Below are 15813 nucleotides of genomic sequence, written 5' to 3' on the forward strand. Positions count from 1 at the left end.
AAAGACACCCCACATCCTCGACCCTCCACTCAGTATCAGGTTACGTAAGCTTGTGCTTAGTCACCTAATCCCCACCTTTGAAAAACACCACCTGCTTAACCGTATGGTCGTCTTCGTTTTTGCGTTTGTTCACGCGGGTTTGCAGTTCCGGGGCAGCCGGAGCTTCTACGTCAGAGATGCCGTCGGTGAAACCGCAAACCACGCATGCGCGGATTTGCTCACCGGCGTCGTCGGTGTACATGGTAATTTTGTCCATTTCCGAACAGCGGGGGCAAACGGCTCCGGCGATGAAACGTTTTGGGCTTGGCATTTGATAACTCCATATTAAATGGCCCCTACCAGCCTTGGCCGGCGGGGCGGATTGCCTATGGCAAATGGAGTCAGGCGACTTGCGGGCTGATGCCGGTTTGCTGCAACAGTGCGTCTACCTTGGGTTCGCGGCCGCGGAAGGCTTTGAACAGCTCCATGGGTTCTTGTGAACCGCCTTTCTCCAGAATATTTTGCAAGAACGACTTGCCGGTTTGCGGATCGAAAATGCCGTTTTGCTCAAACAGCGAGAACGCATCCGCCGCCAGCACTTCGGCCCATTTGTAGCTGTAATAGCCCGCTGCGTAACCACCGGCGAAGATGTGGGAAAAAGAGTTGGGGAAGCGATTAAACTCTGGTGATTCCACCACCGCAATTTCCCTACGAACCTGGCGGTGCATATCCAGCGGATTGGTTGGCGCTGTGTCGACGAACTCGGCGTGCAGGCGGAAATCGAACAGCGAGAATTCAAGCTGACGCACCAACCCCATGCCCGACTGGAAGTTCTTCGCGGCTAACAGCTTTTCCAACATGTCCTGCGGTAGCGGCTCACCGGTTTCGTGGTGGGCAGCAATCAGCGCCAGCGATTCCGGGTTCCAGCACCAGTTTTCGAGGAACTGGCTCGGCAGTTCGACCGCGTCCCACGCCACACCATTAATGCCCGACACGTCCATTACCTCCACCTGGGTCAGCATGTGGTGCAGGCCGTGGCCGAACTCGTGGAACAGGGTGGTGACCTCATCGTGGGTCAGCAGCGACGGCTTGCCGTTCACCGGTGGGGTGAAGTTGCAGGTCAGGAAAGCCACCGGCAGCTGCAGGGTGCCGCGCAGGTTACGCCAGCGTACCCGGCAATCCGCCATCCAGGCGCCGCCACGCTTGCCTTGGCGGGCAAACAGGTCTAGATAGAACCAGGCAATGGGCTCGCCGTTACGGCTGATGCAGTAGGCGGTGGCGTCATCGTGCCAAGTTTCTACGTCTGGCTTGGCTTCAATCTGGATATCGAACAACTTTTCTGTCACGCGGAACAGGCCAGGCACCACGTTGTCCACCGGAAACCAGGGGCGCAGGGCTTCCGGAGAAATGTCGTAGCGCTGTTGGCGTAATTTTTCGCTGTAGTAACCAATGTCCCAGGCCTGCAAGTCATCCAGGCCGTGTTCGTCTTTTGCAAAGGCCTTGAGTTCAGCGAATTCCTGCTCTGCCACCGGCTTGGCTTTGTTCGCCAGATCCGTCAAAAAGCCCAATACTTCATCGGTATCGCGGGCCATTTTTGTGACCAGCGAGCGCTCGGCAAAGTTATTAAAGCCCAGTAGTTGTGCCAGGGCGTGGCGGCGTTTTAGGATTTCCGCCATCACCGGGGTGTTGTCCCAATTGCCAGCGTCTGGCCCCATATCGGAAGCGCGGGTGACAAAGGCTTCATACACTTCACGGCGCAGCTCGCGATTGTCACAGTAAGTCATTACCGGGTGGAAGCTGGGGAAATGCAGAGTAATGACATAACCATCCAGACCTTTCTGTTTGGCCGCCGATTTGGCGCCTTCCAGCGCACTTTCAGGCACGCCGGCCAGCTCGCTTTTCTCGGTGATTTGCTTGAACCAGTGCTGGGTGGCGTCCAGAACGTTGTCACTGAAGCTGTTGGACAGCTCCGAGAGCTCGCGGGCCAGATCGGCGTAGCGCTTTTTCTCATCATCGGGCAGATCAACGCCGCCCAGGTGGAAGTCCCGCTGAGTGTTTTCCACTGCTTTTCGCTGGGCTTCGCTTAGTTTGCTGAAATCATCGCGGACTGCCAGCTTTTTGTAGGCCTCGCACAAAACCGCATTCTGGCTCAGCTCGGTGCTGTACTCGGTGAGCTTTTCCAGACAGTTTTTGTACACTTTGCGCAGGTCGTCGTTGTTCATCACCGCGTTCAGGTGTGAGATTACCGACCAAGCGTTGCTCAGTTTGTTCTCAAGCGACTGCATGGGCTGCACCAGAGTGTCCCAGTCGGGTTCTTCGTTCTGCGCCAGGCTGTTAATTTTCATGCGATTTTCACTGAGAATCTGGTCGATCGCTCCTTCCATATGCTCAGTGCGCACGTGTTCAAATTTGGGTAGCAAGTCGTTGGTCAGTAGTGGATTATTCATCGTTCCCCTTCTCAGCGGTTCAAATGTCGGGTAATTTGAAAAGAATATCTATGGAGCAAGGCGATCAGGGAGTTTGCTTTTCAAAACACGCCTCAAAATGTCATGTGCGGTTTGAACTCCACATTCCTTGGCTTCGCCCAGTTTTGCAAAGCAAACTCCCTGATCACCCTCCAACTTCGGATTATTCCCCGTAATAGGACTATGTAATGGCGAATGTACGTTCTCACAAGGGTAGCACGCCACAATTTGGCGAGCGCAACTGGGTAGACCCCAGCGCAGTCGTGATTGGCGATGTGACTACCGGCGAAGACTGTTCGATTTGGCCGATGACGGTTGTGCGTGGTGACATGCACAAAATCCGCATTGGCGCGCGCTGCAGTGTTCAAGACGGCTCTGTGCTGCACATCACTCACGCCAGTGATTTCAACCCCGGCGGTTGGCCGCTGATTATTGGTGATGACGTTACCATCGGCCACAAGGCACTACTGCATGGCTGTACTGTGGGCAACCGGGTGCTGGTGGGCATGGGCTGTATCATCATGGACGGTGCGGTGGTGGAAGACGAAGTGATTATCGGCGCGGGCTGCCTGGTACCCTCAGGCAAGCGTTTGGACTCCGGCTATCTTTATGTAGGTTCGCCGTGTAAGCAGGCAAGGGCGCTGACCGATAAGGAACGCGGCTTTTTTCTATACACCGCCAGCAACTATGTAAAGCTCAAAGATGAATATCTGGCCGAAAAAGCCAACGACTACCATTATTGATCTAAGCGGCCACATGTCCGCACCTGTTGTGCCCAATCTGGCAACGGCTTAGCGCTGCTGGTAGTGCTGACGTTTGGTCGCAGCCTGCTCTCAAGGGCGTTCTATGCCTTTACCAACCGACTGATGTTAAAAAGTGCGCAGTTCGACTGAAGGCAAATGGGCTGTTTATTGGCTTACTCAAATTCATGAATCTGATCGAGCTTGTGTTGTTCACGCTATTGCAACTGCATCCAAAGCACCTCAATCAGATGTGAAGTTTGGTCTTAGACCCGTCTCTCACAACCTTGCTGCTTGGATCCAATGTCGTGGTAAACAGCCTGTCAACCTAGTGCCCGGGTCTTTCCTTGAGCTAATCTCGCGGTAGCTCACCTGTTTAAGGTTTGACTTCTGCCGGAAACTGCTCGATCGGCACGTCTTCCTTGCATATTGGGCCGCGAATGGCAATTTCCACTCGCCGGTTCACGGCACGGTTTTCCGGGCTGTTGTTGGGCACCAGCGGGTTGGTTTCAGCACGGCCGGCGGCAATCACCCGATCGGCAGGCACATCACGGTTCAGAACCAACTCGTGTACCACCGACACCGCCCGCGCCGCTGAAAGATCCCAGTTGGAACGGTAACGGCTGCTGGCGATGGGCCTGTCGTCTGTATATCCGGCCACCACCACATCGCCACGGCAATTTTTCAGCACGTCCACTACCCGCTCGATAATAGGCAGCATTTCTTTCTTGATAGTGGCGTCGCCCGACATGAATGTGGCATCTTCAGAGAAACGGATGATCACCTGGTGTTCGTCGTAGTCGACGTTCAGGGCGCCGCTAGCCACTTCGTTTTCCAGCTCCCGAATCAAACTGCTGGCCAAAGTAATCACGCCTTCAGACACCGGAGTAACGCCGTCGCTGGTCGAGCGCTCGTCGATCAATTCAGGCTCAGCCTGCAACTGTTTGTCTGGATCTAAGCTGCTGTTCCCGTCAGATATCTTGATCGGCAAGCTGCCACCGTCATCCGCGATCAAATTGCCTGAACCAAACGCAACCGACAACGAGCCGGCCATCGCTTTGTATTTTTCAATATCCAGTTCGGCGAACGACAACAGCAGTATGAAAAACGTCAGCAGCAAAGTGGTCAGGTCGGCAAAGGTCACAATCCACGCTGGCGCACCGGCAGCGCCTGCTTTTTTTCGCTTGGGCAGAGTTGCAAGAGCTAGGCGGGCCAAGGCTTAGGCCCCCTGCTCGCGTTTCAGACTGTCGCGCTGCTCGGGGTTCAGGAACGATGACAGCAGTTCGGTCATTACCCGCGGATTTTCACCTTGCAGGATTTTTTGAATTGAAGTGGCAATCAAAAGTTGGTTGCGCATTTCGTCTTCGGCTTTTAACTGCAGTTTATCCGCCAGGGGCAAGGCGATCAGCTGGGCAATAAAAGCACCGTAAAGCGTGGTCAGCAGGGCGATCGCCATAGCCGGGCCAATAGAGGAAGGGTCATCAAGGGTATTGAGCATTTGCACCAAGCCTACCAGAGTGCCAAGCATTCCTATGGCCGGAGCCGATTCGCCGATACCACGGAACACTCTTTCTGCTACCTCGTAACGTTCGGAGCATTGCTGGATTTCGTGGTGCAGGGCTTCTTCCACAAGTTCTGGCGAATGGCCATCAACACACAGATTAATGGCTTTCTCCAGAAACACATTGTCGGTGGTGTGGTTTTCAAGGCCCAAAATACCCTCTTTACGCACCACCATGGCCAACGCGCCCACTTCGCGAATTAGCTCGTCAGGGCGCTCTACGCGGTCCATAAAGGCCGCGCGTGACGCCAGGCGAATAGCGCTCATCAACGAACTCAGGCGGAACTTGATCAGCGTTACCGCAAAGGTTCCGCCCAGCACAATGGCCAACCCGGGCAGGTTAAGAAAGGTCAGCAGGGTGGCGTTAGCCAGCATGGCCAATATCACCACCAGCATCCCAGCAACCAGTCCGACCAGCGTTAGTATGTCCATGCGTTAACCTTCATGTTGACTATTTTCTTCGCTTGATTTGCGCCTGATTTAGTTTGCTGTAAGGGTTCGCAGACTAGCAATAACCGGAGCAGTTTGCGGCCGTACTCCGCGCCATACTTCAAATGCCTCGGCCGCTTGCTCTACCAGCATGCCCAGGCCGTCATATACGCGCTCTGCCCCGTTATCCAGAGCCCACTGGTTAAACGTGGTATTTGTGGCAGCATACATCATGTCGTAAATCACCGTACCAGCGCCGATCAACTCTACAGACAACGGCGGTAAATCGCCCTGCAGGCTAGCGCTAGTGCCATTGATAATGACATCGAAATCGCCGGTGATACTGTCGTACGCTTGGCTGCCAAGCCAGGTAATACCGGCAACGTCAGCAAAGAGCGCCGCCAGATTCTGCGCTTTGGCCGGCGTGCGGTTAGCAATCACCAGCGTGTGCGGCTGTTCAAGTAACAGCGGCGCTAGAACACCGCGTACCGCGCCACCAGCACCCAATATCAAAACACGGGTGCCCTTTAATGCTACTTGGTGATTGTGCAGCAAGTCTTGTACCAAGCCTGCGCCGTCGGTGTTGTCTGCCACCAACACGCCGTTGTCCTGGTACAGAGTGTTGGCCGCGCCAGCCTTGAGCGCGCGGGCGCTGTGTCGGCCAGCCATCTGCCAGGCCGCTTCCTTAAACGGTACAGTCACGTTCAGGCCTTTACCGCCGCGCGCAAAAAACTCGGTTACGGTGTTTTCAAAACCGTCCAGGGGCGCCTGAATCGCCGTGTACTCAAGCGCTTCGCCAGTCTGGCTGGCAAACAGACCGTGAATCCGCGGTGACTTACTATGGCTAACGGGGTGGCCAATCACCGCATACAGATCATTTTTCATCGTTGCCCCCTCAGGAAGCTGTGAGCCAGTCGCGGCCAGTCAGAAAGTGCTCCAGCAGGCGCGCTTCTTCACTACCAGGTGCCGGCACCTGATTATAATCCCAGCGTACCAGAGGCGGCAGCGACATCAGAATAGATTCGGTGCGGCCGCCGGACTGAAGCCCGAACAGGGTGCCGCGGTCGTACACCAGGTTGAACTCCACGTAGCGGCCACGGCGATAGAGCTGAAACTGACGCTGAGCGTCGCTGTAGGGCTGATTTTTGCGGGCCTGGACAATGGGTTCGTAAGCGTCAATGTAACTGTCGCCGATGGCGCGCATAAATTCGAAATCGCGGGCAAAATCACCAGTATTGTAATCGTCAAAAAACAGCCCGCCCACGCCGCGGGGCTCGTTGCGGTGTTTCAGAAAAAAGTACTCGTCGCACCAATGCTTATAACGTGGGTACACGTCGTCACCAAAGGGCGCACAGGCGTTCGCGGCGGTGCGGTGCCAATGCTCGCAGTCTTCGTTAACGCCGTAATAGGGGGTTAAATCATAGCCGCCGCCAAACCAGTAAACCGGTTCAGCGTTTTCCGGCGTAGCGATAAAAAATCGCACGTTGGCGTGGGAGGTCGGCACGTGGGGGTTGTGGGGGTGCATCACCAGCGACAAACCCATAGCTTGCCAGGGCGCGCCTGCCAAATGAGGACGGTGGGCCGTCGCCGAAGGCGGCATGGTGTTGCCCATCACGTGGGAAAAGTTCACACCGCCTTTTTCAAACACCTTGCCGCTGCCGATCACTCGGCTAATACCGCCGCCGCCTTCCACGCGATCCCAGGCGTCGTGAATAAATTCACCGCCACCGTCGGTCACGGCCAGGCGCTGGCATAGGGTATCTTGCAGCTGTAACAGATAGTGTTTGACCGCCTGCGGGTCTGGTTGCTGTGGCATGTTTTCTCCTAACGTAGCTGCTGGCCGGTAACGATATCAATTATACGGCTGGGTTGGCGATTTCCACCCAGCGCACCGGGCACCACCCAGTCCAGCTGGCCATGAAAATAGCCCTGAACCTGCCAGGGCGAACGGGCTGGGGCGCGGCCCGCGGGGTTGCACGAGGTGGAAACCAGCGGGCTGCCTACAGCGTTGCATAGGGCTTTGACCACCGGATGTGCACTCACTCTCACCGCAATCGAGCTGTGCTCGCCACGTACCCATTCGGGCACCTGCTGGTGCACATCGGGTAACAGGCAGGTAACGGGACCAGGCCAATGCTGTCGGGCTCGCTGCTGAAGGTCTTGCGGCAGGGGGTTCAGCAAAAAAACAATCTGTTCGACCGAAGCCGCCACCAGAATCATGCCTTTGTGCACGGGGCGCTGTTTCAGATCCAGAATGCGTTGCACCGCAACCTGGTTCCAAGGGTCACAGCCGAGACCCCAAACAGCTTCCGTTGGATAGGCGAGCACTCCGCCTTGGTGCAGAGTGCGGCGAGCGCAGTGTAATTGCCAGTCGGTCAGCGGGTGGTCTGTTGCCATAGGGGAGTCGAGCCTGAATAAAATCACTGTTGGCACCGGGTTCAGGCAATGCGGACATATCCGCCGGGCGCCGCTGTAGCCAGGCCCTGAAGCTCTAACAAAAGCAGGGACTGCATCAGTTGATCGGCGCTCAGCCCGGTGCTCGAACCCAGTACATCGGTTGATTGCGAATCATACCCTAAAGCCTCCAGCACGGCGATTTCACGGGCGCCCAGACCCTCGGTAGCAGCGCTTTGTACGCTTGCGCCCGGTGTTGTCGGTTCACTCCACCAGCCCCCCAGTTCCTGCAGGATGTCGGCCACGCTTTCTACCAGCGTAGCGCCCTGCCGAATCAGCTGGTGACAACCACGGGCTACCGGGCTGTGTACCGACCCCGGTATGGCGAACACATCGCGGCCTTGTTCTGAAGCCAGCCGAGCGGTAATCAGCGAGCCGCTCTTGAAACCGGCCTCTACCACCAGAACACCCCGGCTCAAGCCGCTGATGATGCGATTACGCTGGGGGAAATGTGCGGGGCGAGCCTGGGTGCCCGGCGGGTACTCGGACACCAGCAGACCATTGGCAATCACCCGCTCCCCCAGACGCTGATGTTGGCGCGGATAGATTTTATCAAGCCCACTGCCAATCACCGCCAAGGTAGGATGGCCGGCGTCCAGCGCACCGGCGTGGGCAGCACCATCGATACCCAGCGCCAGGCCGCTGCTGACTAACAGATTGCATTCGCCAAGCGCTGCAGCAAAGCCCCGGGCGTGGTCCAGCCCGGCACGAGTGGCGTGGCGGCTGCCAATAACCGCCAGTTGGTCACGGCTGAGCAGGTTGGTATCGCCACGAATGTACAATAATAAAGGCGGGTTATGAATGTGGCGCAGCGGCAGCGGATAAGCCGACGACTGCCAGTGCACAATGCCAATACCATTCCGCTCACAGGCGCTTTCTATAACGCGCAAAGCCACCAATGCCGGGTGTTCAGCGTCATCACGGCGCCAGGCAGCAAGGACTTCACAAGCCTCTGCTGGCAGGCCCATGGCTTTATGGCGGGCGCTGTCCAGGTTCAGCAGGTCGGGCAGTTGCGGAACGTGCGCCGCTAACCGGCGCCGCACTCTTAGGCCAAAACCCGGCAGCTGGCTCAGAAACAACCATTGCCGGGCCCGCTCCGGGCTGTCATCACATATCTGGTCAACGGCGGGGTCAGTAAGGTCGGCGCCGGGCGGCGTATCGAACGAAAAAAGGGGTACCTGAGGCACGGGCATTTTCCTTGCGCGCAGAAAAAAGCCGGGCATTCCGTGCCCGGCTCGGGTTTTTACCGGGTTATCAGGGGTTGGTTACCTGATCACCCACCGCCAGCGGCCGGCTGGCTTGCAGCATAAGACCGTAGCTCATTTTTTCGTAAGCCTGGAACACCATCAGCAGACCGGCGCGTTCAGACGGCAGCTCAATGGTTTCGCCAGTGACCGGGTCGCGCACCAGATTGCCACTTTGCAGCACGGCCATCACGTTGCCCGGCTCTATGCCTTCACGCAGGCCCAGATTGATAGCAACAACATCGTACTGGCCAATCTGGTTAACGCCGCCATCTACCGCCATCATCTGCCCGCTTACCGGTTTCGCCGGCGCGGTGGGCACAAAGCTGGTAGAAAGGGGTCGGCTGGCATTCACCAGCAAACGGTCACCAATGCGAATTTCTTCGTTGGACTGGCTCAGCAGCAGCGTCAATACATCGCCGTTGGTGGCAGTAACCTTGGCGGTGCCAATACTACGGGCTTCCAGGCCCAGAAATTCACCGGTTTTCGGATCGACAAATTCATTACCACGGCGGAAAACGCCAACCGTGTTCGCCGGCTTCTGGCCGCGAGCGTAAACGCGATCGCCAGCGCCGGTAACAATTCGGCCGTCTTCACCTTCCAGCACGTAAGGCGCAGCCGCTATCTGTTCCGGGGTAACAATGCGGGTATCGGTTAAAAAGCTGGCGATGGCGTCCAGCGGTATGGCCGGGATCGGCGTATCAATGGCTTCGGAGCGCACTTGCGGCGACAGTTTGATCACACCGTCACCGTTGGCCATTTTCATGATTTTTGGCTGGCCATCAATGTACACCAACGCCAAGCGGTCACCGGGGTAAATTAAATGAGGGTTGGCCACCTGGGGGTTTACCTGCCAGATTTCCGGCCAGTACCAGGGGTTGTTCAAAAAGCGGGCGGAGATATCCCACAGGGTATCGCCTTTAACAACGGTATAACGTTCGGGATGATCCGACCGCAGCTCCGGTGCTGCTTGGGCCCAAGCGGTAAACAACAGCGTTGTAGCTGCCAGAGCGTACAGCAGTTTCCTCATGGTTTAAGTCCTTGATCCCGTGCTTTGATGCTTAAATTCGGTCGGCTGGCGCCCGAAGTCCGGTTGGCTTTCGCCTGCTATTTTTAGCTTAATCTGTTGTTATTCCCGTTACTATAGAAGATGCTCGGTTAATTGTAGTGTTATCTACTCACCGCCGGGGACTTTTAACGTTTGCCCACCCGTACAGGTATCTTCCATAGTTTTTCTCAATTGACTGATCAGTTTGTACTCAATCGCCAAATTGTTAGATAATGTGGACATAGAGCCAACACGCAAATGCCCCGGTCGGGTAAGTATGTCCCGCATCATAAACACCCCGGGGTTGAAAAGCGCAGTACAAGGTCGCATTTCAGACATCCTTTGTACGCGAACGAACGTTGGCATTCACTGTCCAAAGCACGCATTTAAAAAAGTAACGTACTATGATTCTAAACATTCTTGAATACCCGGACCCACGTCTGCGAACTCTTGCCAAGCCGGTTACCACCGTAACTGACGAGATTCGCACCCTGATCGACGACATGTTCGAGACAATGTACGATGCGGCTGGCATTGGCCTCGCGGCGAGCCAGGTTAACGTGCACCAGCAGATCGTCGTGATGGATCTGTCGGAGGACAACAGCGAACCCAAGGTGTTCATCAACCCTAAAATCGGGATACTCGACGGCGACCTGGAAGCCATGCAAGAAGGCTGCCTGTCGGTACCGGGATTTTATGAAGAGGTTGAGCGCATCGAGCATTGCCTCATCAAAGCTCTTGATCGCAATGGCGAAGCTTTTGAAATAGAAGCCCGCGGGCTATTGGCGGTGTGCATCCAGCACGAGATGGATCATCTGAACGGCAAACTGTTTGTGGATTACTTGAGTTCGCTAAAGCGTACACGCATCCGCAAAAAGCTGGAAAAGTTGCAAAAGAAGAGTGCTTAAAGAGTGTTTAGAAAGCGATTAAAACGAGTGCCTGAGCCAGCATTTATTAAGGTGGTCTGGGTGCCACAACAGCCATAAAACTGATGACCGGGCCTTTGCGCCCGGTTTTTTGTATTGAATGGATCAGAGAATTCGACGAAAAGTCCAACAGAGAGCCAAACACTGTGCGTATTGTTTTTGCCGGAACCCCTGATTTTGCCGCCACGGCCTTGAAAGCCCTACTTGCCGCCAAATACAACGTGGTGGGCGTGTATAGCCAGCCAGACCGGCCAGCAGGCCGTGGCCGCAAACTGCTCCAGGGGCCGGTAAAACAGGCGGCGCTGGATGCCGGCATCGCGGTTTTTCAGCCCGACAACTTCAAAATGGAAGACGCCCGCCAGCAGCTGGCCGGCTTGCAGCCAGACGTGATGATTGTTGCCGCTTATGGCTTGATTCTGCCAGCCTCGGTGCTGTCCATTCCGGTTCATGGCTGCCTGAACATTCACGCCTCCCTGTTACCCCGCTGGCGTGGTGCGGCGCCCATTCAGCGTGCTATCGCCGCAGGCGACCCTGAAAGCGGCATAACGATTATGCAGATGGATGAAGGTCTGGACACCGGCGCCATGCTGCTGAAAGTGTCTACACCCATTCACCCTGAAGACACCGGCGGCAGCCTGCACGACCGGCTGGCCGATCTGGGCGGCGAGGCCATTGTAGGCGCACTGCAATTGCTGGAGCAGAACACGCTGAAACCGCAAGCACAGCAAAATGAACAGGCCTGTTACGCCCACAAGCTGGCGAAGCAGGAAGGCCAGATTGACTGGCACGGCGATGCTCAGAGCATCGAACGGCTAATTCGCGCATTTAATCCTTGGCCTGGCACCTTTACCGATTTGGGCGACCAGCGTATCCGCTTGCATCTGGCTCAGGCCCAAAAACATAAACAGGAGCAGAGCGGCAAAAAAGCCAGCCCCGGTACCGTTTTAGCGCGCCAGCGTGAGGGCATTGATATCGCCTGCGGCGAAGGCGTTCTGCGGGTCAGCCAGGTGCAGCTGCCCGGCGCACGTGCGCAAAGCGTGAACGACCTGATAAACGGTGGCAAACAGATTCTGCTGCCCGGCCAGGAGCTGCAATAACATGCAACCACACGCCCCATTACGTGCCATTGCTGCCGAGGTTTTGCTGTCGGTAGAACAGGGCCAGTCGCTGTCGCAGTGCTTACCGCCTTCGCTGCTGCGCCTGCCGCTGAATCTGCGGCCGCAACTGCAGGCTCTGTGTTATGGCACCTGCCGCTGGTTTCACCGGCTTGACGATGAGCTTCAGGGGCGCATGAAAAAACCCTTGAAAAACCACGACCGGGTGGTGCACCACCTGATGCTGGTAGCGCTGTTCCAGCTGCGCTTCAGCCAGCAAGCAACGTATGCGGTGCTGAACGAAACCGTAGAAGCCTGCCGCGCCATGGACAAACCCCACCTGACCGGCCTGGTGAACGGCGTACTGCGCAGCGCCGAACGTGAAGGTGCCCCGGCGGCGGCCAAAGACACAAGCCGTTACAGCCACCCCGGCTGGATGATCGAAAAACTGCGCCACAACTGGCCCGATGACTGGCAGGCCATTGTTGACGCCAACAATACCCAGGCACCAATGACACTGCGGGTAAATGCGCTGCGTTTCAGCCGCGACGAATATCTGCAACTGCTGCTAGACGCTGGCATTGACGCCAGCGCCACGCGCTTTGCGCCACACGGCATTCAATTGGCACGGCCGGTACCGGTGGACGCACTGCCGTGGTTTGCCGAAGGCGCCGTCAGCGTGCAAGACGAAGCCGCCCAGCTGTGCACTACCCTGCTGGACCTGGCCCCGGGCCAGCGCATTCTGGACGCCTGCGCCGCCCCCGGCGGCAAAACCTGCGCCATACTGGAAAGTTGCCCCCAGGCAGCGGAAGTCGTCGCTATTGACGAGTCCGCCCAGCGCTTGCCGCGGGTGCAGGAGAACCTCGACCGACTGGATCTGCACGCCAGCCTGCTGCAAGCCGACGCCGCCGATATTGATCAATGGTGGGACGGCCAGCCGTTTGACCGCATATTGCTGGACTTACCCTGCAGCGCTAGCGGCGTGATTCGCCGCCACCCAGACATAAAATTGCTGCGGCGTGAATCCGACGTAGTACCGCTGGCGCAAATCCAGCTGGGTCTGTTGGTTGCCATGTGGCGCATACTGCAACCGGGCGGACGCCTTGTATATGCCACCTGCTCGGTATTTCCACAGGAAAACCACCGCATTGTGCAGCGCTTCTGCAAACAGCAGACCGACTCTGAACTGATTACGATTGAGGCTCTGTGGGGCCGCACCATGCCCGCCGGGCGCCAACTACTGCCGCTGAACGACGGGCACGATGGCTTTTTCTACGCCGTTCTGGAGAAACCTGTGCTATGAACATTTTGATTCTCGGAGCCGGACAAGTCGGTGGTTCGCTGGCAGAGAACCTCGCCAACGAAGCCAACGACATTACCGTAATCGACAGCAATGGCGCGCGCCTGCGGGAACTGCAGGACCGGCTCGACATACGCACAGTGCAGGGAAAGGCCTCGTATCCGTCGGTTCTAAAACAAGCCAACGCCGAAGACGCCGACATGTTGATCGCGGTCACCAACAGCGATGAAACCAACATGGTGGCCTGCCAGATTGCCAGCATCATGTTCAAGACACCGACAAAAATCTGTCGGGTACGGGCCGCCTCCTATCTTGCCTATCAGGAACTGTTTTCTGGCAAAGACAATGAAAACCTCAACGGCTTCCCAATTGACGTATTGATCAGCCCGGAACAGCTGGTTACCCACCACATTACCCGGCTTATTGAAAACCCTGGCGCCCTGCAAGTGCTGGAGTTCTCCAAAGGCCGCACCAGGCTGGTCGCTATTCGCGCCATCAAAGGCGGGCCGCTGGTGGGCCAGGAACTGGGTTACCTGCGCACCCACATGCCGCGCATTGAGACCCGTGTAGCCGCTATCTTCCGCAAAGACCGCGCCATCATGCCCAAGGGCGACACGGTGATTGAAGACGGCGACGAAGTGTTCTTCATTGCCGATGCCAACCACATCCGCTCGGTGATGAGCGAGTTGCAACCGCTGGAAAAACCCTACAAGCGTATTTTCATCTGCGGTGGCGGCAACATCGGCCAGCGCCTGGCGCAAACCCTAGAAGGCCGTTATCAAGTAAAACTGCTGGAGCGCAACCACGAGCGCTGCATCATGCTGTCGGAAAACCTGCGCAAAACCGTGGTGCTGGAAGGCAACGCCGCCGACAAAGACATACTGCTGGAAGAAAACATCGAGAACACCGACGTGTTCTGCGCCGTGACCAATGACGACGAAGCCAACATCATGGCTTCCTTGCTGGCCAAACGCCTGGGCGCTCGCAAAGTACTCACCCTGATCAACAACCCGGATTATGTAGACCTGATTCAGGGCGGCGAAATAGACGTTGCCATATCGCCCCAGCAAACCACCATCGGCAGCCTGCTCACCCACGTTCGCCGCGGCGACGTGGTGAACGTGCATTCGCTGCGTCGCGGTGCTGCCGAAGCCATTGAAGCCATTGCCCACGGCGACCACCGCTCATCAAAAGTGGTCGGCCGGCGACTGGACGAAATCAACCTGCCCCAGGGCACGACTATCGGAGCGATTGTGCGCCACAACGAGGTGCTGATCGCCCACGACCACCTGCGGGTGCAGCCAGACGATCACGTTATCCTGTTCTTGGTAGACAAGTCGCGAATCAACGAAGTGGAAAAACTGTTCCAGGTAGGGCTGACCTTTTTCTGATCTGCCTTTAGAAATGCTGGCGTGACCAGCGTATAATTCCCCCGTTTTCAGCGTGCCCATCAGCAAAACAGGGCGCCGGGGCACCACACACAGACTGAACAGCAGGCAATCGTCGTGACAGACAAGGCAACGAACACCCCTAAGCCACACATCAAGACGTTTCAAGGGCTGATCCTGGAGCTACAGACATTCTGGGCAAAGCACGGCTGCGTTATTCTGCAGCCCCTGGATATGGAAGTGGGCGCTGGCACCTTTCACCCCGCCACTTTCTTGCGCGCCATAGGCCCGGAAAGCTGGAACGCCGCCTATGTGCAACCTAGCCGCCGACCTACCGATGGCCGCTACGGCGAAAACCCCAACCGTCTGCAGCACTATTATCAGTTTCAAGTGGTGTTGAAGCCGTCACCAGACAACCTGCAGGAACTCTACCTGGATTCTCTGAAAGCACTGGGACTGGACCCGCTGGTTCACGACATCCGCTTTGTGGAAGATAACTGGGAATCGCCCACCCTGGGCGCCTGGGGTCTGGGCTGGGAAATCTGGCTGAACGGTATGGAAGTCACCCAGTTTACCTACTTTCAGCAGGTTGGCGGTCTGGAATGCTACCCGGTCACCGGCGAGCTGACCTACGGCCTTGAACGCATTGCCATGTACCTGCAAGGCGTAGACAGCGTGTACGACCTGGTGTGGACCGAAGGCCCCAACGGCGTTGTGACCTACGGCGACGTGTTCCTCCAGCAAGAGGTGGAAATGTCCACCTACAACTTCGAATACGCCGACACCGAATTCCTGTTCTACAGCTTTGACGTGTACGAGCGCGAAAGCGCCAAGCTCATTGAAGCCGGCCTGCCGCTGCCTGCTTACGAGCAAGTACTAAAAGCCTCCCACACCTTTAATATGCTGGACGCCCGCCACGCTATTTCCGTAACCGAGCGTCAGCGTTACATTCTGCGGGTACGCACTTTGGCGCGGGCCGTGGCCCAGTCGTACTTCGACAGCCGCCGCAAGATTGGCTTCCCGCTGGCCAGCGACAGCATTCGCGCGGAAGTATTGGCCGCGGCCGAAGCCGCCGAAGCGAAAGCCGCAAACAAGATAGAAGGCAAAGTAGACAACAAGGCCGACGGCAAAGGTAAGAAAGCAAAAAACGCGAAGCAGGCACAGCAGGAGAAAGGTAAGGCATGA

The 15813-nt window shown here is 56.8% G+C and carries 15 protein-coding genes; 6 read left to right on the forward strand and 9 right to left on the reverse strand.

The genetic code is table 11. The annotated features are described in order from the left end of the window. Positions 1-64 precede the first annotated feature (64 nt). Both MELB17_RS18325 and prlC read right to left on the reverse strand, forming a co-directional pair. A complete protein-coding gene (locus MELB17_RS18325) occupies positions 65-310 on the reverse strand; it encodes a YheV family putative zinc ribbon protein (RefSeq protein ID WP_007351818.1) in 246 nt (81 codons plus the stop codon). A 70-nt stretch (positions 311-380) separates the two neighbouring features. Further along, entirely contained in the window at positions 381-2426 is a 2046-nt protein-coding gene (gene prlC / locus MELB17_RS18330) for an oligopeptidase A (RefSeq protein WP_007351819.1), read from the reverse strand. A 206-nt stretch (positions 2427-2632) separates the two neighbouring features. Here prlC and MELB17_RS18335 point away from each other — a divergent pair, with 206 nt between their 5' ends. Further along, a complete protein-coding gene (locus MELB17_RS18335) occupies positions 2633-3187 on the forward strand; it encodes a gamma carbonic anhydrase family protein (protein ID WP_007351820.1) in 555 nt (184 codons plus the stop codon). A gap of 373 nt (positions 3188-3560) precedes the next feature. Here the strand turns inward: MELB17_RS18335 and MELB17_RS18340 are convergent, their stop codons facing one another. From MELB17_RS18340 to MELB17_RS18370, 7 genes are all read right to left on the reverse strand, one after another. Continuing rightward, entirely contained in the window at positions 3561-4400 is an 840-nt protein-coding gene (locus MELB17_RS18340; RefSeq protein WP_007351822.1) for a flagellar motor protein MotB, read from the reverse strand. 3 nt (positions 4401-4403) lie between these two features. Then, a complete protein-coding gene (locus MELB17_RS18345) occupies positions 4404-5177 on the reverse strand; it encodes a MotA/TolQ/ExbB proton channel family protein (RefSeq protein ID WP_007351823.1) in 774 nt (257 codons plus the stop codon). A gap of 48 nt (positions 5178-5225) precedes the next feature. Further along, on the reverse strand, positions 5226-6059 hold the full coding sequence (aroE, locus tag MELB17_RS18350) for a shikimate dehydrogenase (RefSeq protein WP_007351824.1): 834 nt from the start codon (positions 6057-6059) through the stop codon (positions 5226-5228). A 10-nt stretch (positions 6060-6069) separates the two neighbouring features. Beyond that, positions 6070-6990 carry an oxygen-dependent coproporphyrinogen oxidase gene (hemF, locus tag MELB17_RS18355; protein WP_007351825.1) on the reverse strand — a complete coding sequence of 307 codons (921 nt, stop codon included), beginning with the start codon at positions 6988-6990 and terminating at the stop codon, positions 6070-6072. Positions 6991-6998: 8 nt separating this feature from the next. Further along, a complete protein-coding gene (locus tag MELB17_RS18360; RefSeq protein ID WP_007351826.1) occupies positions 6999-7571 on the reverse strand; it encodes an L-threonylcarbamoyladenylate synthase in 573 nt (190 codons plus the stop codon). 41 nt (positions 7572-7612) lie between these two features. Beyond that, positions 7613-8815 carry a DNA-processing protein DprA gene (dprA, locus tag MELB17_RS18365; RefSeq protein WP_198136520.1) on the reverse strand — a complete coding sequence of 401 codons (1203 nt, stop codon included), beginning with the start codon at positions 8813-8815 and terminating at the stop codon, positions 7613-7615. A 67-nt stretch (positions 8816-8882) separates the two neighbouring features. Beyond that, positions 8883-9902, reverse strand: coding sequence for a LysM peptidoglycan-binding domain-containing protein (locus tag MELB17_RS18370; RefSeq protein WP_007351828.1), 1020 nt, complete (start codon positions 9900-9902; stop codon positions 8883-8885). A 422-nt stretch (positions 9903-10324) separates the two neighbouring features. On the opposite strand from MELB17_RS18370, the gene def reads away from it, so the two are divergent. The 5 genes from def (at position 10325) to glyQ (ending at position 15813) form a co-directional block, all read left to right on the forward strand. Beyond that, positions 10325-10828 carry a peptide deformylase gene (gene def / locus MELB17_RS18380; protein ID WP_007351829.1) on the forward strand — a complete coding sequence of 168 codons (504 nt, stop codon included), beginning with the start codon at positions 10325-10327 and terminating at the stop codon, positions 10826-10828. A gap of 164 nt (positions 10829-10992) precedes the next feature. After that, positions 10993-11943 (forward strand): methionyl-tRNA formyltransferase, encoded by a 951-nt coding sequence (gene fmt, locus MELB17_RS18385; RefSeq protein ID WP_036185503.1) that lies wholly within the window; start codon positions 10993-10995, stop codon positions 11941-11943. 1 nt (position 11944) lies between these two features. Beyond that, positions 11945-13243 (forward strand): 16S rRNA (cytosine(967)-C(5))-methyltransferase RsmB, encoded by a 1299-nt coding sequence (gene rsmB / locus MELB17_RS18390; protein WP_007351831.1) that lies wholly within the window; start codon positions 11945-11947, stop codon positions 13241-13243. Beyond that, positions 13240-14631 carry a Trk system potassium transporter TrkA gene (gene trkA / locus MELB17_RS18395; protein WP_007351832.1) on the forward strand — a complete coding sequence of 464 codons (1392 nt, stop codon included), beginning with the start codon at positions 13240-13242 and terminating at the stop codon, positions 14629-14631. The genes rsmB and trkA overlap by 4 nt, the downstream gene beginning before the upstream one ends. Before the next feature lie 114 nt (positions 14632-14745). Continuing rightward, positions 14746-15813, forward strand: a complete 1068-nt coding sequence (glyQ, locus tag MELB17_RS18400) for a glycine--tRNA ligase subunit alpha (RefSeq protein WP_007351833.1) — start codon at positions 14746-14748, stop codon at positions 15811-15813.

Origin of the sequence: Marinobacter sp. ELB17 (assembly GCF_000169375.1) — a bacterium.
In the GTDB taxonomy this organism is placed as follows: Bacteria; Pseudomonadota; Gammaproteobacteria; order Pseudomonadales; family Oleiphilaceae; genus Marinobacter.